The sequence below is a fragment of the Paenibacillus sp. FSL P4-0176 genome (genome assembly GCF_037975265.1).
GTDB lineage: Bacteria > Bacillota > Bacilli > Paenibacillales > Paenibacillaceae > Paenibacillus > Paenibacillus amylolyticus.
The window spans coordinates 592,837-615,903 of record NZ_CP150242.1; the positions used below are offsets into that span (position 1 = coordinate 592,837).

General features: G+C 50.2%; 22 protein-coding genes. 19 read left to right on the forward strand and 3 right to left on the reverse strand.

The window, feature by feature from the left end:
- Nucleotides 1–87 precede the first annotated feature (87 nt).
- Both MKY95_RS02775 and MKY95_RS02780 read right to left on the reverse strand, forming a co-directional pair.
- The gene (locus MKY95_RS02775; protein ID WP_339199892.1) at nucleotides 88–1,698 is read right to left on the reverse strand and encodes a gamma-glutamyltransferase family protein; all 1,611 of its coding nucleotides are present in this window, start codon (nucleotides 1,696–1,698) and stop codon (nucleotides 88–90) included.
- Between the two features lie 124 nt (nucleotides 1,699–1,822).
- Nucleotides 1,823–2,722, reverse strand: a complete 900-nt coding sequence (locus MKY95_RS02780; protein WP_036607429.1) for a glucose 1-dehydrogenase — start codon at nucleotides 2,720–2,722, stop codon at nucleotides 1,823–1,825.
- 155 nt (nucleotides 2,723–2,877) lie between these two features.
- Here MKY95_RS02780 and fosB point away from each other — a divergent pair, with 155 nt between their 5' ends.
- The gene (fosB, locus tag MKY95_RS02785; protein WP_036607427.1) at nucleotides 2,878–3,297 is read left to right on the forward strand and encodes a metallothiol transferase FosB; all 420 of its coding nucleotides are present in this window, start codon (nucleotides 2,878–2,880) and stop codon (nucleotides 3,295–3,297) included.
- A gap of 135 nt (nucleotides 3,298–3,432) precedes the next feature.
- On the forward strand, nucleotides 3,433–3,636 hold the full coding sequence (locus MKY95_RS02790) for a hypothetical protein (protein ID WP_036672153.1): 204 nt from the start codon (nucleotides 3,433–3,435) through the stop codon (nucleotides 3,634–3,636).
- 120 nt (nucleotides 3,637–3,756) lie between these two features.
- On the opposite strand, the gene MKY95_RS02795 is transcribed toward MKY95_RS02790, so the two are convergent.
- Nucleotides 3,757–5,007 carry a helix-turn-helix transcriptional regulator gene (locus MKY95_RS02795; RefSeq protein WP_036672152.1) on the reverse strand — a complete coding sequence of 417 codons (1,251 nt, stop codon included), beginning with the start codon at nucleotides 5,005–5,007 and terminating at the stop codon, nucleotides 3,757–3,759.
- 184 nt (nucleotides 5,008–5,191) lie between these two features.
- On the opposite strand from MKY95_RS02795, the gene MKY95_RS02800 reads away from it, so the two are divergent.
- The 17 genes from MKY95_RS02800 to MKY95_RS02880 all read left to right on the forward strand — a co-directional run bounded on the left by MKY95_RS02800 (nucleotide 5,192) and on the right by MKY95_RS02880 (nucleotide 23,056).
- A complete protein-coding gene (locus MKY95_RS02800) occupies nucleotides 5,192–5,386 on the forward strand; it encodes a hypothetical protein (protein WP_036672150.1) in 195 nt (64 codons plus the stop codon).
- Between the two features lie 121 nt (nucleotides 5,387–5,507).
- On the forward strand, nucleotides 5,508–6,518 hold the full coding sequence (locus tag MKY95_RS02805) for a 3-oxoacyl-[acyl-carrier-protein] synthase III C-terminal domain-containing protein (RefSeq protein WP_051449819.1): 1,011 nt from the start codon (nucleotides 5,508–5,510) through the stop codon (nucleotides 6,516–6,518).
- The gene (locus tag MKY95_RS02810; protein WP_051449818.1) at nucleotides 6,457–7,845 is read left to right on the forward strand and encodes an ATP-grasp domain-containing protein; all 1,389 of its coding nucleotides are present in this window, start codon (nucleotides 6,457–6,459) and stop codon (nucleotides 7,843–7,845) included. Before MKY95_RS02805 ends, MKY95_RS02810 begins: the two co-directional genes overlap by 62 nt.
- Nucleotides 7,846–9,132, forward strand: a complete 1,287-nt coding sequence (gene lysA, locus MKY95_RS02815) for a diaminopimelate decarboxylase (protein ID WP_036672146.1) — start codon at nucleotides 7,846–7,848, stop codon at nucleotides 9,130–9,132.
- Between the two features lie 18 nt (nucleotides 9,133–9,150).
- Nucleotides 9,151–9,411: an acyl carrier protein gene (locus tag MKY95_RS02820; protein WP_036672144.1), complete on the forward strand. Its 261-nt coding sequence runs from the start codon at nucleotides 9,151–9,153 to the stop codon at nucleotides 9,409–9,411.
- Nucleotides 9,411–10,289 carry a hypothetical protein gene (locus MKY95_RS02825; RefSeq protein WP_156946136.1) on the forward strand — a complete coding sequence of 293 codons (879 nt, stop codon included), beginning with the start codon at nucleotides 9,411–9,413 and terminating at the stop codon, nucleotides 10,287–10,289. Before MKY95_RS02820 ends, MKY95_RS02825 begins: the two co-directional genes overlap by 1 nt.
- Before the next feature lie 20 nt (nucleotides 10,290–10,309).
- The gene (locus tag MKY95_RS02830) at nucleotides 10,310–11,266 is read left to right on the forward strand and encodes a 3-oxoacyl-[acyl-carrier-protein] synthase III C-terminal domain-containing protein (protein WP_339196788.1); all 957 of its coding nucleotides are present in this window, start codon (nucleotides 10,310–10,312) and stop codon (nucleotides 11,264–11,266) included.
- 15 nt (nucleotides 11,267–11,281) lie between these two features.
- Nucleotides 11,282–12,004 (forward strand): hypothetical protein, encoded by a 723-nt coding sequence (locus tag MKY95_RS02835; RefSeq protein WP_036672138.1) that lies wholly within the window; start codon nucleotides 11,282–11,284, stop codon nucleotides 12,002–12,004.
- Nucleotides 12,004–13,161, forward strand: coding sequence for an acyl-CoA dehydrogenase family protein (locus MKY95_RS02840; protein ID WP_051449817.1), 1,158 nt, complete (start codon nucleotides 12,004–12,006; stop codon nucleotides 13,159–13,161). Before MKY95_RS02835 ends, MKY95_RS02840 begins: the two co-directional genes overlap by 1 nt.
- Nucleotides 13,154–14,122, forward strand: a complete 969-nt coding sequence (locus MKY95_RS02845) for a hypothetical protein (protein WP_036672135.1) — start codon at nucleotides 13,154–13,156, stop codon at nucleotides 14,120–14,122. The genes MKY95_RS02840 and MKY95_RS02845 overlap by 8 nt, the downstream gene beginning before the upstream one ends.
- A gap of 18 nt (nucleotides 14,123–14,140) precedes the next feature.
- Nucleotides 14,141–15,529: an MATE family efflux transporter gene (locus MKY95_RS02850; RefSeq protein ID WP_036672133.1), complete on the forward strand. Its 1,389-nt coding sequence runs from the start codon at nucleotides 14,141–14,143 to the stop codon at nucleotides 15,527–15,529.
- A gap of 27 nt (nucleotides 15,530–15,556) precedes the next feature.
- Nucleotides 15,557–16,738, forward strand: a complete 1,182-nt coding sequence (locus tag MKY95_RS02855; protein ID WP_339196792.1) for an arginase family protein — start codon at nucleotides 15,557–15,559, stop codon at nucleotides 16,736–16,738.
- A 2-nt stretch (nucleotides 16,739–16,740) separates the two neighbouring features.
- Nucleotides 16,741–17,718 carry a hypothetical protein gene (locus tag MKY95_RS02860; RefSeq protein WP_339196795.1) on the forward strand — a complete coding sequence of 326 codons (978 nt, stop codon included), beginning with the start codon at nucleotides 16,741–16,743 and terminating at the stop codon, nucleotides 17,716–17,718.
- A 25-nt stretch (nucleotides 17,719–17,743) separates the two neighbouring features.
- Nucleotides 17,744–19,051 carry an insulinase family protein gene (locus MKY95_RS02865; protein WP_339196798.1) on the forward strand — a complete coding sequence of 436 codons (1,308 nt, stop codon included), beginning with the start codon at nucleotides 17,744–17,746 and terminating at the stop codon, nucleotides 19,049–19,051.
- Entirely contained in the window at nucleotides 19,044–20,267 is a 1,224-nt protein-coding gene (locus MKY95_RS02870) for a pitrilysin family protein (RefSeq protein ID WP_339196801.1), read from the forward strand. Before MKY95_RS02865 ends, MKY95_RS02870 begins: the two co-directional genes overlap by 8 nt.
- A gap of 30 nt (nucleotides 20,268–20,297) precedes the next feature.
- Complete coding sequence (locus MKY95_RS02875) at nucleotides 20,298–21,104, forward strand: 4'-phosphopantetheinyl transferase superfamily protein (protein WP_339196804.1); 807 nt, start codon at nucleotides 20,298–20,300, stop codon at nucleotides 21,102–21,104.
- 107 nt (nucleotides 21,105–21,211) lie between these two features.
- A complete protein-coding gene (locus MKY95_RS02880; RefSeq protein ID WP_339196807.1) occupies nucleotides 21,212–23,056 on the forward strand; it encodes a S9 family peptidase in 1,845 nt (614 codons plus the stop codon).
- Nucleotides 23,057–23,067 lie beyond the last annotated feature (11 nt).

A 23,067-nucleotide genomic window follows, 5' to 3' on the forward strand; every position in this document is an offset into this window, starting at 1 on the left:
ATGACATGAATCATCTCTGTTGTGCCTTAAAATTTCACCCTATACGGATGATAAGGTGATCATCCTATTATAAAAATGACGCGAGTTTTACCAAGCCGCAATCGAGCCATCCGCTCGGGTTTCCGTACCCCCGCATAATACGCCATTGTCCGGGTTGCGCCAGATGATCTGACCGCGTCCAAACTGGGATGGATCGAGTGCCACTTGAATATCATGTCCTTTGCGGGCGAGTGCCTGAGCGATATGCTGCGGGAAACCCGGTTCCACGAGAATTGTTTTGCCCTTCGTCCACTGCCAGCGCGGAGAATCCAAGGCGGCCTGTGGGTTCAGGTGATAATCGATCGTATTCATAACCACCTGCACATGACCCTGTGGCTGCATGAAACCACCCATGACACCGAATGGCCCAACCGCTTCGCTGCCACGGGTAAGGAACCCCGGAATGATCGTGTGATACGTTCGTTTGCCTGGCTCTAGGGCGTTCGCATGATTAGGGTCCAGTGAGAAGTTGTGTCCACGATTCTGCAAAGCAATCCCTGTTCCCGGAACAACGAGCCCAGACCCGAAGCCCATATAGTTACTCTGGATAAACGAAACCATGTTGCCTTCACCGTCCGCCGTAGCCAGATAGACTGTTCCACTTGCACGTGGATCACCTGCCTCAGGTGCTCGTGCGGTATCACCAATGAGTTTGCGCCGTTCTTCCGCGTATGCCTCGGACAGCAGTTCCTCCACCGTCACACCCATTTTGCGTTCTTCAGTAATATATTTCTCCCCATCGGCAAATGCCAGCTTCATGGCTTCAAGTTGCTGATGATATGCCTGAACAGATTCTTTCTCGTCGAACTCGTAACCTTTCAACAGATTAAGCGCCGCGAGAGCAATCAATCCTTGTCCATTCGGTGGAATCTCCCATACATCGTAACCACGATAGGAGACGGAGATGGGATCAACCCACTCCGGCTGAAAAGCCTTCAGATCTTCGTGAGTCAGATAACCACCGTGCTCTGCCATAAAGGAGTGAATGCGCTCTGCCAGTTCTCCTTCGTAAAAGTCTCGTGCTTCGCTCTCGCCAATCTGGCGCAAAGTCGCCGCATGATCCGGCGAGCGCCACATCTCTCCAGCTGCGGGAACACGCCCGCCTGGAGCAAATGTCTCAAACCACGCACGCCCTACCTCCGCATCACCCTGGCGTGCATAGATCTCGGCTGCCCTTGCCCAGTGGCGGGCCAGCCCAGGCGCAAGCGGATAACCTTCCTCCGCATAGCGGATGGCCGGTTCCAGCGCTTCCGCCAGCGTGAGTCGCCCAAAACGGCGGCTCAGCTCAGCCCAACCCGCCGGTGCGCCAGGCACCGTCACCGGAACAACCCCAAGCTTCGGCATCTCCGTATGGCCTGCCGCTTGAAGCGCCTCAATGGATATGCCCTGAGGCGCAGGGCCGCTGGCATTCAGGCCATGCAGTTTGCCCTCGGTCCAGACGAGGGCAAAAGCATCGCCTCCAATGCCATTGGACGTTGGCTCCAGCACCGTGAGTGCTGCCGCAGTTGCAATGGCGGCATCAATGGCATTGCCGCCTTTTTTCAATACATCCAGACCAGCTTGTGCAGCCAGTGGCTGTGACGTGGCGACCATGCCTTGTTTCGCATACACAGGCACGCGGTAAGAGGGGTACGGTTGGTAGAGTGGATCGAAGTTCATCAGGTTGTTCAGCTCCTTGTCGCTAGATGTCAGGCTCCGGCATAACCGGATCATACTCCTAACCCTCTTCGCAACTGAACAACCGATATCCTGCCACACCTGCCAAATCCAACCTGACATCAGCCTATGTCGTTACCATATCGCCGCCATTTACATGAATGCATTCACCTGTGACGTAGGATGAATCGCGGGAAGCGAGATAAACGTAGGCTGCCGCCAGTTCGTAAGGCTGACCAGCTCGACCCATGGGTGTATCTGTTCCAAATACCTGTACATCCTCAGCGGAGAAACTAGCAGGAATGAGCGGTGTCCAGATGGGTCCCGGGGCGACGGAATTCACACGGATTCCCTGTGCAGCGAGTGATTGGGCGAGTACACGAGTCAGCGATACGACGGCTCCTTTGGTAGAAGAGTAGTCGATCAGTTGAGTGTTGCCTTTATATGCTGTAATGGAAGCCGTATTGATAATGGAGGCACCTCTGCACAGATGGGGGAGAGCGGCCTGAATCAGAAAGAAATAGGCGAACACATTGGTCTGAAAGGTGTGATACAGCTGTTCCTCTGTAATATCAACGATGCTTGGCTGCACATACTGTACGCCATGATTGTTGACCAGAATATCGATCTTCCCGTAGGTTTCCATGGTTGTGCGAATGACGGCTTCACAGTTTTTCTTTAAGCGGAGATCAATCTCGATTAAGAGACAGCGCTGTCCCAGTTCTTCGATCCGTTCACGAGTCCTTTCGGCATCTGTCCGTTCATATAGATAAGCAATGACGATATCCGCACCTTCCTTGGCAAAAGCGATGGCGGCCGCCCGGCCGATTCCACTGTCACCACCCGTAATAATGGCAACTTTACCTTGGAGTTTGCAGCTGCCGATATAGGCAGGATCTTCACTGATCGGTTCAGGCACCATCAGAGTTTCCAGACCGGGTTGCTGGTCCTGATGCTGGGGTGGAAATGCCAGCTTTTGCTCCTTGCATACCGTTTTCTCACCATAAAAAGGATAGACAGGATTCATTCGCTTTACATCCTCCTCGAACGTTCATTGATACGGATAACCTATGCATTCGCCCAGAAGAACGTGCGGGAGGAAACAGCAGAGCGGTTGTTTTTTGCGCAGAATATACCATAATAAGGGTAGATCCTTAAATCGATGGAGGTGTCAGGAGCCACATGAATATTCAAGGAATTAATCATTTGTGCTTTTCCGTATCCAATCTGGAGCGGGCCATTACCTTTTATGAGCAGGCTCTCGGTGCCCAAATTCAGGTGAAAGGACGCAAACTGGCTTATTTTGAGCTTGCCGGTCTGTGGATTGCCCTGAATCAGGAGGATGTTATTCGCAACTATACGGAACGAACCTATACCCATATTGCATTTACCGTTACAGAAGAGGAGTTCGACGCGTCTGTACAGCAGCTGCGAGCAGCCGGGGCGGACATTCTTCCTGGAAGGCCCAGAGATCCCCGGGACGCATTATCTGTTTATTTTACTGATCCGGATGGTCATTTGTTTGAACTGCATACAGGTACGATGAAGCAAAGGCTGGATTATTATCGCGAAGACAAAGATCATATGACCTTTTATACGTGAGTTTCATGTGCAAGTAGAGGTAAATGGTAATTAACGTATTTAAAGTCATTGCAATTATCCGTAAAATACGTCTTAGGTTGCCAGGAATCGATGGTGGACTATGCTACCCGATTATAGACATGAGGAGAGATGAGCATGGAGAGTAAAGGAAGCAAATACGTTACAATGGCAAGTGAACTCTGCATGGTTACCATCATGCTTCTACCTTTTATTGCAGGACAGCTTCATGTTTCGGGAGCACATGCAGGATCGGCTAAGTTTAGTGGTCAGCAGGGACAAAAGCATGCCGTATCTACGGAAACGCTGCTGGAGCTGAATGATCCTGTACCTGTTCGATGAGATTGATCCTGTGCCCTTTCACCGTGGATTCCCGGAAGTGGGGTCCCTGTTCAGAGACCCTAAAATCCATCTGTTCATTTCCCTATGTCCTCAGTTGTTAGATGAAGAAGGTATCCGCTTTTATTTGATAAATGACTTATAATCTTCGTAGTTCATTTTACGCTCTTGCAGGCTTAGCAGGAGGAGTTGATGGCTGATGTCAGCCTCGCGATTTGCAGAGATGCGTTTAAGCAGATCGTGACTCATTCTTAAAAAGTAATAACCTTCATTGCTGTTGTTTTTCTCATGAAATACAATACCCAGCAAGCGATACAGTTTGGCACGAAGCATCCCTTCATCTTGCTTATCCAGCAGTTGGAGGGCTTCTTTGATGATGGCCTCTGCCTGTTCTGGCTCACGCTGTTCCAAATAAACTTTACTGATTTCCTCTAATATGGAAGCCTTCTTGTGGGGAAGATTGCGTTTATCGTAAATTCGTGCGCATTCATCCAGCAAGGGGAGGGCTTCTTTTTTTTGCCCCATATGAAGCTGGATCACGGCGAGGTTGTGAAGTGCCAGAACGTAGGATTCGCTGCTCGCCTGTTTATAGGCCTGTACGGATCTCTTGGTCCAGTCATAACTTAGCAGCATGTGTCCGTCCTGTTCGGACATATAATAGGCTTTGCCCAAACCCAGCGTAATCTCGCCATACAGTTCCGGTTGTCCGGCCATCTGGGCTTCCTTCTCCGCTTTGAGATAGTAGTTTAACCCCTCATTCACATTGCCTAGTCTTAAATGAGTTGTGCCAAGAAAGGTCAGCGATTGGATGTGTTCTTCCTGTAGATGTTTGAGTCTGCTGCTGTACGTATACGCCTGTTCATAATGTTTCCGGGCAGCATGAAACAGCTCTGCATGAAAAGCCGCTCTCCCCATTTCCAGATAATATTCAACAATACGTTCCCTGTCCCCCGTTCGAATGACCGTAAATGCTGCGTTTTCCCCTTCATCCAAGGCTTGTCGATAATCCCCAAGTCTGTTGTGACTTCGCAAAATGAGCAGGTAGGCTTCAGACTGATCCGATGTATCCTCCGTCAGTGTCAGCACTTTACGAGCTATGCGGATGCAGGCAGAATCATTCTGCTCGGCGTAACAGGCTTTGGCCTTTTCCAACACAGCCTCACCAATATCCGAATCTGTCGATACACTTCCTCCCAAAAAAAACTCCATGGGTGTATTAAGTCTCCTGGCAATGATTTTTAACATACGCTGCGAGGGAACGGCTCTACCTTTTTCGATAAGGCTGATGTAAGAACGCGTCATATCCTCACCTGCCAGTTGCTTCTGAGACAGTCCAAGCTGCTCCCGGATTTGCCGGATTTTGGGTCCGAGCATGATCGTTCACCGTCCCTTGAATATAGTTTGATTGGAATGGAGATGTGATTGGTATGTTGGGTCCATCGAACGTGCAGAAGCAGGGGTAAGGAGAGTGAGAGGTTCATTTACCTCCATTTACAGTTTAAATCCAATTTGGGAGATTATAGAATCAGAGTATCCAAGATGAAAGGAGGAGATATGAATGGTCATTAAAGCGACTCCCATTACACTGGAGCAACTGAAGCGCAAAGAAGTTGAAGCAGCACAATTGGAAACGAATGTACTGGGCGAGGCACGTGAAGTCAGTGCACGCGCGGTATCCGCTCGCGCAGTTGAAGCTCGTGCTGTAGCGGCTCGTGCTGTAGCAGCTCGTGCAGCAGCGGCGGCTCGTGCCTGATTTTTCCTACTTACTTATTGCATTACGCTAGATTCATAGATGGGAGCTTCTGCGGAAGCTCTTTATCTCCCTATATTTCAGTGAGATTCGTACGTTAGTGATAACGAGGTGTCTGAAGCCGATGCATATCAAGCAAATATGGTCTTACATTCCGGAGCACATTGTGCCGATCAGGGAACTGAACGAGGTGCTGGGACTCAATAATGCCCAGACGAAGGTACTGGAAAAAATTCATGGTTTGAAACAGGTTCGGCAAGACAGGGATGGAGATCTGGCTTCGTTGCTTGGGCGCGTATTAACCCAGGTGGTAAATAACCCGGAGATCGCTCCTAACTCGATTAAGTATATCATTTATTGCCACACAATTCAGGAAAATTTCCCCTTTCCTATGAAAGTTTTGCAAGCCCTGAAAAGGGCTTACGGGTTGCAGCATGCCATCGCGTTTTCGCTTACGCAGCAGAACTGTGCATCGGGTTTAATTGCCCTGAATGTTGCCGAGACATTGCTGCCTTCATTGGAAGCGGATGATCATATTTTAATTTTGACAGGTGAAAAAACCTTTAGTCCCGTTGTGCAATTGATCCCCAATACCACCGTGATGGGAGAGGCATCAGCCGCCGTGCTGGTGGGTAACAAGGGTAACGGAAGTCGTGTCGTTGGACTGACGAGTGTTACCCTGGGCCAATTCTGTAATGTACTAACGGGAACCCCGCAGATTCTCAGGGAGTTTCAGGAAATCTACACGCCTCGGTTATGTGAAGCCATTGTTGCAGCCGTGGAGCAGGCGGGTCTGGCGCTGCAGGATATTCGATACATCGTCCCACACAATGTGAATCTATCCTCGTGGAAGAAGGTGGCTATCCGTTTATCCTATCCCCTTGAACGCATATATACGTCCAACGTACAGGAGATCGGACATTGCTTCTGTTCGGACCCATTTATTAATCTGCAAGCCATTCTAGAGCAGAAGTTGTTGCAACCAGAGGAGTATTATCTGCTTGTTACGGTCGGACTTGGGGTTACATTCAGCGTAGCAGTGATGCAGTATGCAGGAATAGGAGGGGATGGCCTTGACCACCGTATTGACGGATTTTTCGAGCAAGCTCAAGTGGGCGTTAACGGGCCAGCATGACGTTACTTTTATCTATCTGAACAATTTTGAGGTGGAGGAGTACTGGAGTGAAACGGGTATTCTCAAGCTGCCCTCATTAAGCATAGGCTCGGCTGCGGACGTTGTTAATCGGATGGAGGAACTGGGTGTTTTCCTCGCCGGAGAGAACGATATTATCCTGCTCAAGGGGCCGCCGAATCAGGGATTCATGGCAGATGCACAGGCGCTTGGGTTTGGTCGCTCCCGATGCATAACGGTGGAGCACAATGATCCGGCACTGAACATTACCGCGAATCTTCTGAATTGTCCAAGGACAATGGACAAGCTGAGAGAGCTGTCACAGGCTGCTGGAACGAATGTTTATCTGGTTCCCTTTGGAACCTCGGATCAGGAAGAGGAATTCTCCCGACGAACCGGCATTCCGCTGGCTGTTCCATCTTCAGATATCTTCCGCAGGGTGAATGACAAGGGGTATTCCCGCCGTCTCAACGCGGAGCTGGGTATTCGCCAAATTCCAGGCGTTGAATGCACGTCTTTGGATGAACTGGTGTCTGGTTTCGATCAGCTAAAGGCCGTTCTAGAGCAGGGTGGACGCCTTGTGCTGAAGGATTCCATGGGTGTATCAGGCAAGGGAATTACCGTCATCACCGATGAAGCCAGGTTTCACAAATGCATGAGCATGCTGGAGAAACAGGCTAGCAAAAAAGGAATTCGACAAATCAACTACGTGCTTGAACAATGGATTGATAAAATCTGTGACCTGAATTACCAGATTCTCATCGATCGATCCGGTGGAGTCGAGTTTCTTGGCGTAAAGGAATCGTTGGTAGAGCAAGGCGTACATCAAGGGCATCTCATGCCTTCGCGGCTCAACGATGTTCAACTTGAGGTTATTCGTGAAGCGGCCATGCGAATTGGAGCAGCTCTGTATCGAGATGGATACTACGGCATTGCCGGCATGGACGCCATTCTGGACGAGGACGGTACAATCTGGCCCAATCTTGAGATAAATGCCAGGTTTAATATGTCTACCTATCAGACCAACATTCAGTATCAATGGCTGCCCGAAGATCAATGTGGATTGGCGAAAAAATATACGCTCCGGCTCAATCACCTGCTGGAATACGGAGTACTTCGTTCCCGGTTGGGTACGTTGATGTTCGAACCGGAACGCGGCGAAGGATTATTGATTAATAATTTTGCCACAGTCAATGCGGCATTCAGAAGTGAGGGGACCTTGTTCTCCGGACGTCTGTATGGCGTGATTATTGCGTCCTCCCCTGAACGGCTGGGAGTGATCGACGAAGCGATAGAAGCCGTCCTATCTTCCATTAATGAGGTGATGTGAGTGTCTAAGGAATATCAGATTCAGCAGTTGCCTGTTTCGGACATCGCCGAGAGATTCGGGACCCCGCTGTATGTATATGACGGGGATGTGTTGCAGCAGGTGTATCAGGAGCTTAGGGGATTGCTTACGCCTCAAGTGGAGCTGTTCTATTCATTGAAGGCCAATCCCAATATTTCGATCGTACACATGCTCCGGGAGATGGGAGCACAGGCAGAGGTATGTTCCCTGGCCGAATTGCATACGGCTGTACAGGCTGGAGTAGCAGCAGAAAGCATTATTTTCCTTGGACCCGGAAAAAGCGATGACGAGATTACGGCATGCATACGTCTGGGCATATATGCGATCGTGTGTGAATCGTTCCAGGAGCTGGAGCGCATAGAGATCATCGCTGCAAGTGAGGGGCGAATCGTGCCGGTGGCGCTGCGAGTGAATCCATCCTTTTCTGTTAAAGGCTCCAGGCTGACCATGGGTGGCAAACCACGTCAGTTTGGTATGGATGAACAAAGTGTGCTCCAGGGGAAAGAACAGTTCGAGAGCTTCTCCCATGTGGAGATCATGGGACTTCACGTGTACATGGGAACCCGCATGTTGGATGTAGAGCCGATCGTTCAGAATACCCGCCATATTCTGGAATTGGCTGATCGAATCGAGAACGAGCTGGATATCACGCTGCGTATGGTCGATGTAGGCGGGGGATTGGGCGTGCCCTACCATGAAGGTGAGCAGTTCCTATCCATAGCCGCACTGACAGAACAGTTGAATCCAATGTTCGAATCGTTTCGGCATAGTCATACCAACACCCGGCTGTTCATGGAGCTTGGGCGATATCTGGTAGGCACCTGCGGTATGTTGGTCAGTCGAGCTCTATACGTCAAGCAATCGTATGGAGAGCACTTCGTCGTAACCGATGGTGGAACGAACTGCCATATGGCGGCGGTGGGCACAGGTTCTTACGTGAAGCGTAATTTTCCGATTGCCTCCCTGACGCGTTATGGGGAGTCCCCTGTAGCCGAATACAATATTACGGGTCCCTTATGTACGCCGAATGATGTTGTTGGGAAACGGGTATTGCTTCCTCCTGTTGAACGGGGCGATCTAATCGGTGTTTTTCATTCGGGGGCCTACGGACCAACGGCTTCTCCCACACACTTTTTGAGTCATGGAAGTCCGGCGGAAGTGCTGATTGTCGCTGGGGAGGCTCACTTGATCCGTGAGCGGGATACTCCGCAGGATCTACTGTCCAAGCAACGCTTGATTAAAATATCCCATACGGCAATAACCAATTGATGAGGAGAGATGATGATCATGACAACTGCAGTATTGCTTGAAGAGATCAAAGGTGCCCTTGCTGAAGTGTTGAATACGGAAGCCAGGGAGGATATTCAATTAAGCACATCTTTATTTGACGAGCTGTACCTGGATTCGACCTCGGTTCTGGAACTACTGATGACGCTGGAAGACCGGATTGAAGGTCTGGAGATTGACCCGGATGATCTGGAGCCCGATGTATTTGATACGGTAGGCTCCCTGGCTGCTTATATTGAGAAGCAGCTCATTGCGGCCTGATGGCTTCGCCTGTTGCCATACGGGAGATGGGAGTCAGGTTGTTCTCGGAGAAGAAGCCTCCGTTCGAACATCCGGAACTGCTGCGATTTCATCAAGATATGCTTGCAGGTACTCAGATCAAGTACGACGTTCAACTTTTGCAGGGGCGTAACAACAATGCCTATCACGAGATGAGTGTGGAACTGCTGGAAGAGACGGGACTTGATCGGGTCATGCAGGATGTGGATGTGTTGCTGCTGGCATACAATTTTCCGAATACCCGCCCGGATATATCAATTGTGAATTATTTGATGGATCGTTATCAGGCCCGTTTTATCAGTTTTGCTGTAAATGATCTTGGTTTTGGTGCTCCTTTTGCGGCGCTCCACATGCTTCAGCATTATCTGGGCAGAGAAGGTTACATGAAAGGCATGCTGCTGGTCATGGATCAGACGGCTCTCCCCTATGAAACGATGGAACTTGTTTCGCCGCCTGGACCGGACACGGCCGCAGCCATATACCTTGATCGGATGACAGGCGTAGGACCTTCCCTGCTTGGTGTAGAGATGCGACATGCCGAGCATTCCGTAGCCGATACTGCGGAGATGGTACTTGATCGATTATGTGTCAGGGCATCCATTCACCGGAATCAGATTAACCTGCTCATCCATCCTGATCTGGAGCAGCTGTGCAATCAGGCTGCTTGGTACAGGGAGTGTGGATCGAAGAGTTATTATGATCCATCGCGCTGGAGTGCAGCGCCATTCTTCGCATTACAGGAGTTACTGGAAGAGAAGGACGGGGGCGAGTACATATGTCTTATGCATCTGGAGCAGACGGATTCGTTTGTTCACGCCTTGCTGATCCGAACTTGTGAATGGAGTATGAATGGACACTAATCGCAGAAGGAGGGAGAACATTGGGGTTCGGTATTGTGGATATTGGCGTCTATTTGCCTGAACAGATTCAGCAGCCGGAAGAGGTGCTGGCTGCCCTGGAGCTTGGAAAAGGCGAGCTTCAGTTTCTGCGCAAGTACCACCGCCTGGAAGGTGTGCCTGTAACGGAACCGGGCCAGATGCTTGACGATACGATCGCACAGGCTGTGGAACGGCTCCAGACCAGACCTGCCCTTTCCGGAATCGACCTTGTTCTCTATGTCCATTCCTTTCAGGTGCAGACACCGAGCGATTACAGGCTTGTGCAGCGTGTCCTTCAGCGCTTCGGGCTTGAACATGTACCGTTCTATGGCATATCCCAAATGAACTGTGCATCGTCGATAGCCGCTCTTCAATGGCTTGAGCGAATCTCGCAAACGCAGCCTCACATTCGGAATGTGTTGTTGATCTGTGCGGATCAATTCAATTTTTTGCCTCCCGAATGGCGCTATCTGCGCAAATCGGCCATTCTGGGTGATTCTGCCGTAGCTGTTCTATTGAGCAGAGAGAGCTGTCAGCATGTCGTTCAGGCGGCGCATGTGCTGCGAGATACCCGGTTCCATACTGGTTATCATGCAACCGCCGATGAGATCTCGGCATTTAACCGATTGTATGTGGACCATATCATTCAAGGGATGGAAGAGCTGCTGTCAACGCAAGGCCTGAGTTTCGAAGATGTGAATCATATTTTTCCCCATAATGTGAACTGGACTACCTGGAAGGAATTCTCGCGACGTACGGGAGTTGGACTTGAACGGATATATCTGGATAACATTCAGCGAATCGGACATACCTTTTCCACCGACCCGTTCATTAACCTGAGTTCGGGATTGGAGCAGGACTGGGTGTGTAGGAAGGGACGCTCCATCATGGTCAGTATCGGGCTCGGCAGTTTTTTTGGTTTTGCACTGGTGGAGCATGGAGGATGCGAAGAAGAATGAACAGGAGGAATGACAATGCACGTTATTGAATTCCAGGGCCCAGATGCTAAGCCCGTCGGATCAAAGGCAGCAGGCAACCCCGTAGCTCCGATATCGGAAATGTTGGAGGCAAAAACCTTACTGGTGAACAATCGTCCAGTGCTTTTGGCAACAGGTCCCTACGTGCTCGCAACCGCTCATCTCATGGAACAAGATGCTTTACTTTGGCATGAACAATCAGCAGGGCTGTATCGTTGGAACCAACTACATGCCGTTCATGTGCAGGATCGGATGCTTGAGCCCTCTGGACTACTGTTATGCCGGGTACAGCCGAACGAGGGCGAGAAGGCAGAGACATCAGGCGAGAAAGTGACCTCGAATGAGCTGAGAACACGCCTGCTTGAGTTCCGCGTAGAGCTGTGCAAGGCTGGATTGGAGCAGGTTCGCAGGCATTTGTCGGTGCGAATATCGGGCGGGCAATCCACGTTTCAGCACCAGCTCGTGAAAGGCATGGTCGCTGACATCCTGACAACGCTCTACATGGCGGAAACGTTGCCTGAAGACCGCTTCCTCTCAGCAAATCCAGGTCTTCCATCGGTCCGGGTTCATGCGTGGATACATCAGGAATTGGACGAAGCTTTCAGACAGATTCAACGTCTTGGCGGCGGTTTCGGTTTTTTGAGACATGGCGTATCTGCATATACATATGCAGGCCAACTGGTGAAAAACATGCTGTTGCCAGCTAAGGAGGAATATTGATGATTACTCCATCAACAATTGCGATATTCGAGCATGTGATGAAGCAGTATGCTGTGGAGCTTCGTCAGATCGGCCAGACGATTGACCGGGAGCCAGACCGACTCACCGATTTTTTGCACACGTCTGCCCTGCAGGCCATCAATCATATGATGATTCCCCCGGAGTATGGCGGCCAGCCAATTGTAACCATAGGTCAGGATCGATATTATGGACTCTCTTCGCTGGAAAGAGTCATTACGATCGAGCAGTTGTCCGCAGGAGATGCGGGCGTTTTTCTGGGAGGACCTGGGCCTTCCATGTCCAGCATCGTCATGATTGACTTGGGCGATGAGGAACAGAAGGAGCGCTTTTATAGCCACTTTCTGAAAGGTCCGGCCTGGGCTGTTTTTGCCTTGTCAGAGCCGGAGAAGGGTTCAGATGCAACCGAGATCAGCACGCGGATTACGCGACATCCGGATGGGGGAATGGAGCTAACCGGACATAAATTCTACATTGGGAACGGACACCGGGCGAGTATTGGACTGGTATTTGCCCAGACCAATCGTACGCCTCTGGGCATTCAGGTCGCTATAGTTGATCCTTCTCTGCCGGGTTTCACAGCAACCCCGCTGGACACGATGGGGCTTCGCGGTCTGCAACTCAGCCATCTGCAATTCGAGGCTTTCCCACTGGAAGAGAAAGATATTCTGGGTCGTCATTTAAGCCCAACCAAGCGTGGACTGTGGGGAGCACTGCGTACATTCCACCGGATGCGCCCTAGTGTGGCGGCATTGGCGCTTGGTGTTGCACAGGCTGCTTATGATTATGTTGTGGAGCACAGAACGATCTTCACAGAACGTGAAAAGACAGAATTGGAGCGATTGGAGATGCGTCTGCATGCGCTACGCAGCATGATTCGGAATGCAGCAGTAGAGATTGACCATGATGCGAATAAGGGATATCTGGCTTCCCTCAGTAAAATACGGGCTGCGTCAGTTGCCGAGGAAGCGACGGAATGGGCACTGGAGATGATGGGGCCAGGTTCCATGCTGGAGCATCCTCTGTTGAACAAATGGTATCGCGATGCAAGGGCCTTTGAGTTCATGGAAGGCACAACGTCCATTCAGAAGATTAGCGTTTTTCAGGCGTATGCCAACGGGAAGATGCAGCATGTCTGATTCACTTCATGGTGATATTGGCGCACCAATCTATGTGGATCATATTTGCTGGCTTACTGCGGAGGATCATCTGTACACGCTGGATTGGCCAACACCGGATGATTATGTTTACGTATCGCCGCACATATACATGGAGGATCACTACTATGGTCGCGTGGGAACGCTGACTCGCTCCCTTATGGCAGACGGGAGACGGGTGACAGCCGGTGATCTTGCGCTTATGGTGCTGGAGCAGTTGGGTACAAAGCCGCATTGGGATTGGTTGATCCTAGCCCAAACCTGTCCAGAACGTCATGCGCTGAATGCTCCACTTGCCCGAATGCTTGAAACGGCGCCGTGGCGAGTTGATCATCCACTTGGTATTACCCATATGGGTGCGCTCGCAGGCACCGAGGCCATTCAGGTTGCTCTTTGGAGCATGCTTCCTAACGAACGGACTGCGATTGTTCTGGTGGAGCAGCGAATTCTCCATGATGATGGACAGATTGCATATGGTCAACCATCTGAACCTAAGGGTGATTTGGGCGACATGGCGGTGGCGCTTGAGGTAGGCCTTGGTCAAGGAGCGTTGCAGATACACTATGCGGGAAAACGGATCATTAGATCGGATGATGCCACGGCTTTTTCATCCGAGGCACTCGGCATGATCCGCGAATGGATGGATAGCCATGGAGCCGTGCATGTCATTCTTCAGTCGAGACTGGGATTACGTCTCAATGGCAGTGCTGTTTTGCATATTTCCCCTTCTAAGACCATCTGCGTACCACGAACCGATTATCAGAGCGGTGATGTATGGATACAGCTGGCAGATAAGCTAGAGCGGGGGATCATCAGGCCGGATGATCGGGTCATGCTCGTCTCATGGGATGACGATCGGATGATATCGGCTTGTTGCGTGCATGTGATACGTCTGCCGATCCTCAGCAGGCTTACAATGAATCAAGAAATCAAGACTTCATGAATTGTGGAGGTGAACCCCATGCAGGGGATCGATTATACGGCCGGCTCGATCCATCGTTTGTTATTCCGTACGGCCGTTCCGATGCTGCTCGCTTCTCTGGTTAACGTGATTACACAACTGGCCAATGTATTCTTCTTGGGTCATACGAGTCAAAGTGTATTATATGTGCTCTCATTGTATATTCCTGTCTCATTCGTCATGATTGCCATCATCGAAGCGATGCAGCTGTCTGTTCAGGTCGCGGTGGCGCGCAGTCGTGCCGGGGGCTCACGTGCATTTACCCAGCTGTTCGTGCACATGATGGGCAGTGCAATGCTGCTTGCCATTCTGACCGGGGGCATTGTGATGTTACTGACCCCTGTGCTCTCATGGTTTTACCGTGTGCCTGCCGACATTGGGCCCATGTTTACGCTGTACGTAGGGGGCATGATGGCAGTGAGCATCCCGGCTGTCCTGGCGGCGGTGACCAGTGCGGCGTTACGAGGACTGGGCCGGGCACAGGCAGCTTCGTGGAACGCGGTTGGGATGGCGATGCTAAACATTGCTCTTGTGTATACATTTGTGTCGGTCTTCGGGTTGGATCTGAAGGGCATCATCTATGCCAACCTGATCACTTCCGTCTTGTCCTTGGCCATCTCCCTGCTGATTCTGTTCATTCGTCGGGAAATGATCTTTGAACGCTTTGCTTTTGCCCAAAAACATCTGATGGCCCTCAGGCATGTCGGTATTCCTGTGTTCATCTCGTACTGCATGATTTTTCTGAGCACATTTTTTTTCAATAAAATTGTTAGTCACTTTGGCGAAGGGGCGGTTGCTGGCTTTGGCGTTGGTTATCGAATTCAGACGATGGCGATCCTGCCGGGTATCGTGATTGGATCGGCCATCGGCATTATCATCAATCATAATTTGCAGTCGCCACACCGGCCAAGGGCCTATGCAAGCTATCGCCAAGGTCTGCTGCAATCCTTTGTTCTGTACGTGATCATTGCCGTTGCCGTCTGGATCTGGCGAGATCCGCTTATCGCATTTCTGATCGAAGACGCAGCAACCCGAGCCGAAGCGGCAAGGTATCTGTCCATCGTGGCTCTTTCCTATATTGGCATGGGTCCCATGATGACAACGTTGCTGACGATGGAACAGAGCGGGCGCGGATACCAGGCCATACTCCTGAATGCGGTGTATTTTCTGATTATTATCGCACTTGGCTGGGGACTGACTCGGGCCTTCAATGAGGTTACTTACTTCTATGCGGTGATTGCTGGCATGAATGTGGTCGGCATGTCGTCGTTCTTGCTGCCTTTCATGCGAATGCTGAAGCGGGAATATGTGGAATCGTCTGCGGATAAGGACATCAGTACAGATGGTGAAGCGACGTTGCCGAATAAGAGCTATTCCACACAGACTTGACTCTAACTACGTACAGGAGGTTTTTGCATGACAACATCAGAACCTGCTTATCTGGTACGTCGCATTGCAGATACGTGGATCGCTGCGGATGAAACGTTCAGTCAGTTTTATGAGCTGGAACCTGCGAAAGAGCTGGAGCCACAACGCCCCCCGGATTTGCCGGGGGTGGAACCTGCGGAAGCGCCTTTTTTTTTGTATGAGCCTCTCATCGGTCATCGGGCTCCTCAACTGGGGATCTTGGGTATCCCTCATTCTGGTGGGACAAGCATGTTAAACTCCTCCGTTGCCGGACTTGCGCATGCGTTACGTGTAGAATCGTGGAAAAAGGTCATCTATCCATCGTTACAAGAGTCCGGGAATTCGAGCTTGTACGATATTGGAAGTGGGAGACGATTGCTTGAGAGCGTAACCATGCAGGATTGGGGTACTTGTCTTATGAATGAAGCGGAGGCGGATACAGCTGTTCCTTATCAAAAGGGGCTTGCGGCCGCACTGGATCATGCGCTGGATCAACAGGCGCTATTGTGCTGCATTGGCGGAGACCATTCTATTACGCATGCTGTGCTTCAGATGATGGCAAAGGCCACGGGCAGTCGAAGGGTGCTGGTACAGTTCGATGCCCATCATGATTGCGGTATCGATGCCATTCATCAGGAGCATCCCAGTCACTCCAATTTTGTAAGACATCTGCTAGAGCAGGGTACGGTTGCTGCTGTTGTACAGATCGGCCTGCGTGGTCTTCGCTCAGCAGATCAGATGTACAGCCATACTGGCTTGATTCAGATATCGGCAGAGCATATGACACCCGAGAGGGTGAGCCATGTTCTGAACGAGGTAAGGCAGAAGTACGATGTCGACTCGGCTTATTTAACTTTTGACTTGGATTCCCTTGATCCGGGAAGCTTCCCGTTTGTTGATTTTCCGATTGCTGCAGGACCGACGTGGCAGAACATTCGAGACTGCGTTATTGCAGCGCTGGAGGTCCCGTTATCTTATGAAGGGATGGATATGGTTGAAGGACAGGGTGTGCAATCGGATCGGCACATTCCCGGACAATATGAGCTGGCGCTTCGGATGTTGGCCTATATGGTGGATGGCATCGACCGGAATCGTCGGCGGTTTAAAAATTCTTCCAGTATTAGAGTAGCCAGAGAAGAGATGCTGTCGGGAGCGGGAGTATCCATGAATCAGGGTATACAGGAGGTGTAAGGATGAAGGATTTTCGTACATTATATACGTTACATCGGGAACAGGTCAGGGAGGAGCTGTATCGGGAAAAGACAGACGGAATTCGACTGGGATTCTTCTATGCGCTAATGAATATTGTTAAGGAACTTTCGCCTCTTCAATTGGAAACGTCACCGGAGTTGATCTGGATGGATTACCTAGCTTTTTTGCGGACGGTTGATGAACACAAAAAAAACCCTTACTCCTTTATGGATTGGGATGAAGTCGAGGGGCTTGAACATTTGCAAGCGACTTTGCAGGAAGGTGGGGCTTTGTTGACCTGGCATTATGGATTCGTCAGGCATAATATGATCACCATCGGACAGGAGATTCGCGCAGGCCACATGAAGTCCGGATTACCCTTCTATCTGGTGGCTGAGCAGGGCACCGTAGAGCAAGAACAGAAGCTGTCGTCCTGGAATACCCTACGGCAGTTTGCAGGTGCTGATCTGTTGAATGCCGAGGATGAGATGATTGGCATACGATTGTATTCTCATTTGCGGAAGGGAGGTTCATTCAACCTTTTCGTAGATGGTCAGACCGGGTTCAACGCGGATAATCGCGCAGTGGAGCTTCCTTTCCTGAGTTCACGCATCCGGACGAGGAGCGGTATTTTTCGTATTTTAGCCAAGACACGCAAGCCTGTATGCCCCTATTTCATGACATTGACTGAAGATTTTCGTTCCAAAATTGTCTTCTTGCCGCCTTTCATATTAGAAGGGGATATTCATGAATCAGCAGGACGTGTATATGAGCCGTTTCGCAATCAACTGCTGAAGCAGCCTGCATTATGGAGATTCTGGGACCGTCACCATCAGCAAGTGATTCACTGGAAAGAGGATGAGACTAATCTTCATTCAGCGGAAGCTGAGAGTCAGGTGGACTGGTTCTCCAAGCCGCTGGAGGGATTCGGTCAGCTTGGACTGAACACCGCGAGTGGCATGATCTACAATTTGGGTTAACCGTCAGATAAGGGGGGAGGCAAGGATGCAGTCTTTCATTACGGAGCAGTACAATCGTCTATCGGTCCATGTGATGCCAACAAGCCAATACGCTAATTGTTATCTCCACCTTGGTATCGTTAACGAACAGGGAAGGATTCCCTCAGCTGTATTTGCAGTCATTGTGCGGCTGCTTTTCAGGCAGGATTCACTCGGCAAAAGAAAGCTACAGCAGCAACTATGGTCCATGTATGCCGATGAGCTAAGATGCGAATTGGAGCAGAAGGGGGAGACTCAACTCGCATCCATCCGGTTGCGTATCCCTGCAGGGTTGCTGCCGGGGACGGAAATGCGGACGCTGGATGCGTTGAAGCTGCTCGCAGACATGATGTTCGAACCGAGCCTTAAGGGCGGATTTGATTTTGATGAAGCGCAGATCCAGGAGGAACTTGTTTGGGCAGAACATCATGCGGACTATGATGTTTCCAATTGGGACAAGGTGGTACAGGGGCGCAGTGTGGAATGGCTTGGATATGCGGAACGAAGCAGGGATGCCGACTTGGAGCAACTGCAACTTTGTGTGCGTAATGGTAAATTGCAGGAATGGTACCGGGAAGTGCTTTGTAGCCCAATACACATTTATGTGATCGGTGATTTCCAATCGGATGTGATGATAGCTCAGGTCATGGAGACCTTTGTGCCATTGCTTGTCACAGCTGAGGGGAGAGCTATCCCATCTGTGATCGGGCATGGTCAACCTACTGAGCGTCGGGAGGAAGGCGAGATGATGCTTGAACTGATGGATGTTCAGCAATGCAAGATTAATGTGACCTTCACCACCGGGTTGACGTATGGATCGTCGGATTATCCTGCACTGTTTCTGTTTCATTCCCTGTTTGGCGCTACGCCTGCGTCCAGGCTTCAATCCGAGCTTCGTGAACGAAAGCAATGGGTGTATCAGATTTACAGCACACTGGATGATTATCGGGGGACGCTTCATGTGACAACGGGAACAAGCAGTGAATATGTGACAGAGGTGCTTGAAGCGATAGATGCTGAATGGCTGAGGATATGCAGCGGAGACATTCAGGAAGTGGAACTGAATAGAGCGATTCAGAATGTGATGCATTATGTACAGGTGGGATACGATCTGCCTGAGCAGGTGGTCAACCTTCATATCGATCGAATGCTCAACCGGGTCCAGATGACAACTCCGCAATTCCTGGAAGCCATATCCTGCGTTACTGCGGAACAAGTGGCCGAGGTAGCCTCTGGCATGAAAAAGGCTGTCACCTGGATTTTGTATCCTGAGAGTGAATATTCCGCACCAGTGCAGGAGGTGACTCATGAATAGTATTGTGAATATCGCACCTGTCCGCAGGCGCTTGTCCAATGGTCTGTCGGTCCACATTTTCCCCGAACCCCAGTTCCATCATACTTTTGTTTCGTGGTCCGTGTCCTATGGCTCAATCCATGATGCAGCCCTGCCTGGCAGAGCACATTTCCTTGAGCATATGATGTTCTACAATCCGGATCAACGGCCCGTCAAGCCGCTATTTCATACTATGGGAGCTTCGACATCTGCATTGACGCGTTACGATGTAACGACTTATCAAATGGCCTGCACAGGTGATTTGAAACGAAGTCTGGCGTTGTTCTCCGGCATGCTCGCTGCTCCCTATTTCACCCCGATGCATATGGAACAGGAACGGTCCGCCATTCATCAGGAACTGTCTATGTATGCAGACCAGCCCTCCTGGCGAGCTTTGCAGCAGTTGACCCAGATGATGTATGGCAGCAATCACCCCATCACGCTGGATGTTGCAGGTACACCGGATAGTCTGTACCAAATGACAGCAGATGAGCTGAATCATGCCTACAACACTCGCTATGCCACAGGGAGCATGGCGATAGCGGTTGCCGGTCCGGTTGAAGCGGAGTTCATTACAGATATGTTGGAAAAATTCCCTGCGATGGAACCACTGGATGGTGCCTACCTGCCAGAAGTTACACTCGACTATTTGGTTGATGACTCCAATAAGCAATATCGGGAGATTGAATCCGGATTGTCCTTGCCACTTGTAAGATATGGGTTCCGTGCCCAAGATGGGATGCAATTGAAGGAGCAAATCGCTTGCATGATCGGCATTGAAGCTTTACTGGGTGAAACTTCCGATTTCTACGCCGAATGTATGGAGTTGGGTCTGCTTCATAAGGGTGCAGAATGGGACCACTATTATCGCAAGCAATTTGCCTTTTCGAACGCTTGTGGGTATTCAGCAGATCCCGTTTCTTTATATAACCGGGTTGAGGAGATGTGTGAGCATATTCAGAACGGAACGCTGTCCCTACCCAATTTGAACTATGCACGGATGAAGTGGTTAAGCAAGTATTATGCAGACATGGATTCGTTAAAACAGCGATGTATGCATATCTCGGAATATGAGGTGATCGGACTGGATTATATGCAGCTCGGCACGTATGCACTTGAATTGACAGAAGAAGAGGTTAGGAGTGGTCTCAGAACTATTGCAACGTCTGCTCGTCTGCGGATGGTTGTTATACGTTAGCATGTAACACCGCATAGGGAGGAGGGCCTTATGGATTTCAGCACCGGAACAATCAGCAGTCTTCTGGCAATGAGGGAACAAGGGAATGATACGTTCACGCCATTTTCAGGAGAACCGGAGGTCCACATTTGGACACAGACTTTACCCATAAGGGAGGATCAACTGCAGACAGCGGCTGCCATGGAATCCGATGCAATGACTTCAGAAGAACATGAACGTATGGTCAGAATCAGCAGAACCTCACGTCTACAGGCTCATTGCTGGATGATTTCAAGGGATTTCTTACGAAGAGTACTGGCACAGTACATGCAGCTTCAGGCACGGGATATTCGATTTGAATACGGCACTTCCGGAAAGCCTTATCTCGTGGGAGGTCCGCAATTCAGCCTTTCGCATACAAATGGGCTGTGTGTACTGGCGATTGCATCCAGTAACAACGAGCTTGGCGTTGATGTGGAATGGGTACGTCCGTTATTGCGAGAGAAGGCCATCATCCAACGTTTCCTGACGGAAGAGGAGCGGGATCATGTGCTGGAAGCCATATGTTCCGGGGGGGAATCTTCTTCCCTGCTGTGGAAAGTCCTCACAAGCAAGGAGGCCTGCATCAAGGCTTCCGGTCAATCTTTATGTGGACAGTGGAGAAATTTAAATACGATACAAGCGATACGAAATCATGAGCAATTGCTGGAATGGGCCGGACAGAAGTATGTGCTGCAGTCTTTGAAAATGGGCAAAAGCTACTCCGCATCATTATGCGTGACAGGGAGGGAGATACCACTGATACGCTGGATGAATGTGGATAATCATATACAAAGCTACGAGGGAATTGGTAATTAAATCTTACATATCTATTGTCTAAACATTGGCATTACCTATAATATGGACAAATGGTACCTTAATTTACCAATGTTAAATTCGTTGGTTCAATTCCAAGGAGGTTTGTCATGATTCAGTTCCCTAAACCGGATGTCGAGCAATATTTTCAGACGTACCGTATTTCACATTTTGCCGTATCGGCAGACGAGAAACGTTTGTTCATGGACAGCAATCTGAACGGTCAGCCGAATATTTGGGCGATGGATTTGCCTGGAGGATACCCGTATCCTTTAACGTACTTGAATCAGAGCAGTCAATTTATCAAAGCAGACCCGCAGGGGCGTCATCTTCTTACTGCGTTTGATCGGGATGGAGATGAGAACTATCATCTATATGCACTCCCACCCGAGGGTGGTGTTCCACTGCCCGTGGTTCCGGCGGAACCGAATGATCGCTGTTATTTCGCTGAGTTGTCCGAGGATGGACAGCGTCTCTATTATGTCACCAGCGCGGGTAATCCGAATTATCTGAATTCACGCCGCATCGATCTGGAGACAGGGGAAGATGAACTGTTATACAGTGGAGAAGAGGTTACGAGCAGCCTGGTGGCTGTAAGTCCTGACGAGAAGAGTTATGTCATTTTAAAAATGTACTCCAATACGTATCAGACGGCGCATCTGTATCGTAACAATGAGGAAATGGAGATTTTGCCAGTCTCAGAACGCCATAGTCAGGTATCTGATCTGATTTTTGCAGATGATAATCGTCTTCTGCTCATTACCAATGATGACTCCGCATACGCCTATGTGGCTGAATACCGTATCGATACCCGCGAATTCCGCTTATTGTGCAGAATCGAAGGGGAAGATGTGGAGTTCATCCGCTGGCATCAGGCTTCCGAGACCTTATATTTCTGGACACTTACAGGGCCAGAGAATCGTATGTACGTATTGGGCAAAAATGCCGATGAGCCTCGGCGCATAGAGATGCCGCTGGATACGATAGAGCAGGTGAACGTTACAAAGGCTGGCAATGTGTATATCCTCGGACGTGGAGCGATCCAACCGCATAACATTTATCGCAAAATAGCAGGTGCTGAGTCCTGGGAGCCGCTGACTGCCAATCGGGTAACCGGACTGGACCCAAGTGATCTCGTGTACCCTGACGTTATTCGGTATAACTCCTACGACGGACTGGAGATTGAAGCTCTCTTGTTCAAAGCAAAACCAGAGCAAGCCAATGGTTACACCGTATTTTGGCCTCATGGTGGGCCGCAATCTTCCGAAGCAAAGTTTTTTCGGCCGATGTTCCAGATGATGCTCGCTCAGGGCTACCATATCTTTGCACCGAATTTCCGGGGCAGTACCGGATATGGTGCGGAATTCGTCAAGATGGTTGAGCGTGATTGGGGTGAGGGTCCAAGGCTGGACTGTGTTGCCGGGATCAACTGGCTGTTTGATCAGGGAATTACCTCGCCGGAGCGGTTGTTTGTGGTAGGTGGAAGTTATGGGGGATATATGACCCTGTTATTGGCAGGGCGCCATCCGGAGCTGTTTCGGGCTGCGGTCGATATTTTTGGACCAAGTAACTTGTTCACATTCCTGGAATCGGTACCGGAAGACTGGAAACCGATGATGGATAACTGGCTGGGTGATCCGGTCCGTGACCGCGAACGTTTAACGAAGGATTCACCGATTACGTATCTCGATCAGATGGTGAACCCAATGTTGGTCATTCAGGGTGCTAATGATCCAAGGGTCGTGAAGGCCGAATCCGATCAGATCGTGGCTGCGCTCCAGTCCAAGGGAATTGATGTGGAATACATCGTTCTGGATGATGAGGGTCATGGCTTCTCCAGAAAGACCAACGAGATTCTCGTGTATCGCCGGATGCTGGAGTTTTTGCAGAAACATCAGGAGTACCCGTTGCACAAGCTTAAGTTGAGAGATTCCATCGTTGATCGAAGTATATAGTGGTATGAAGA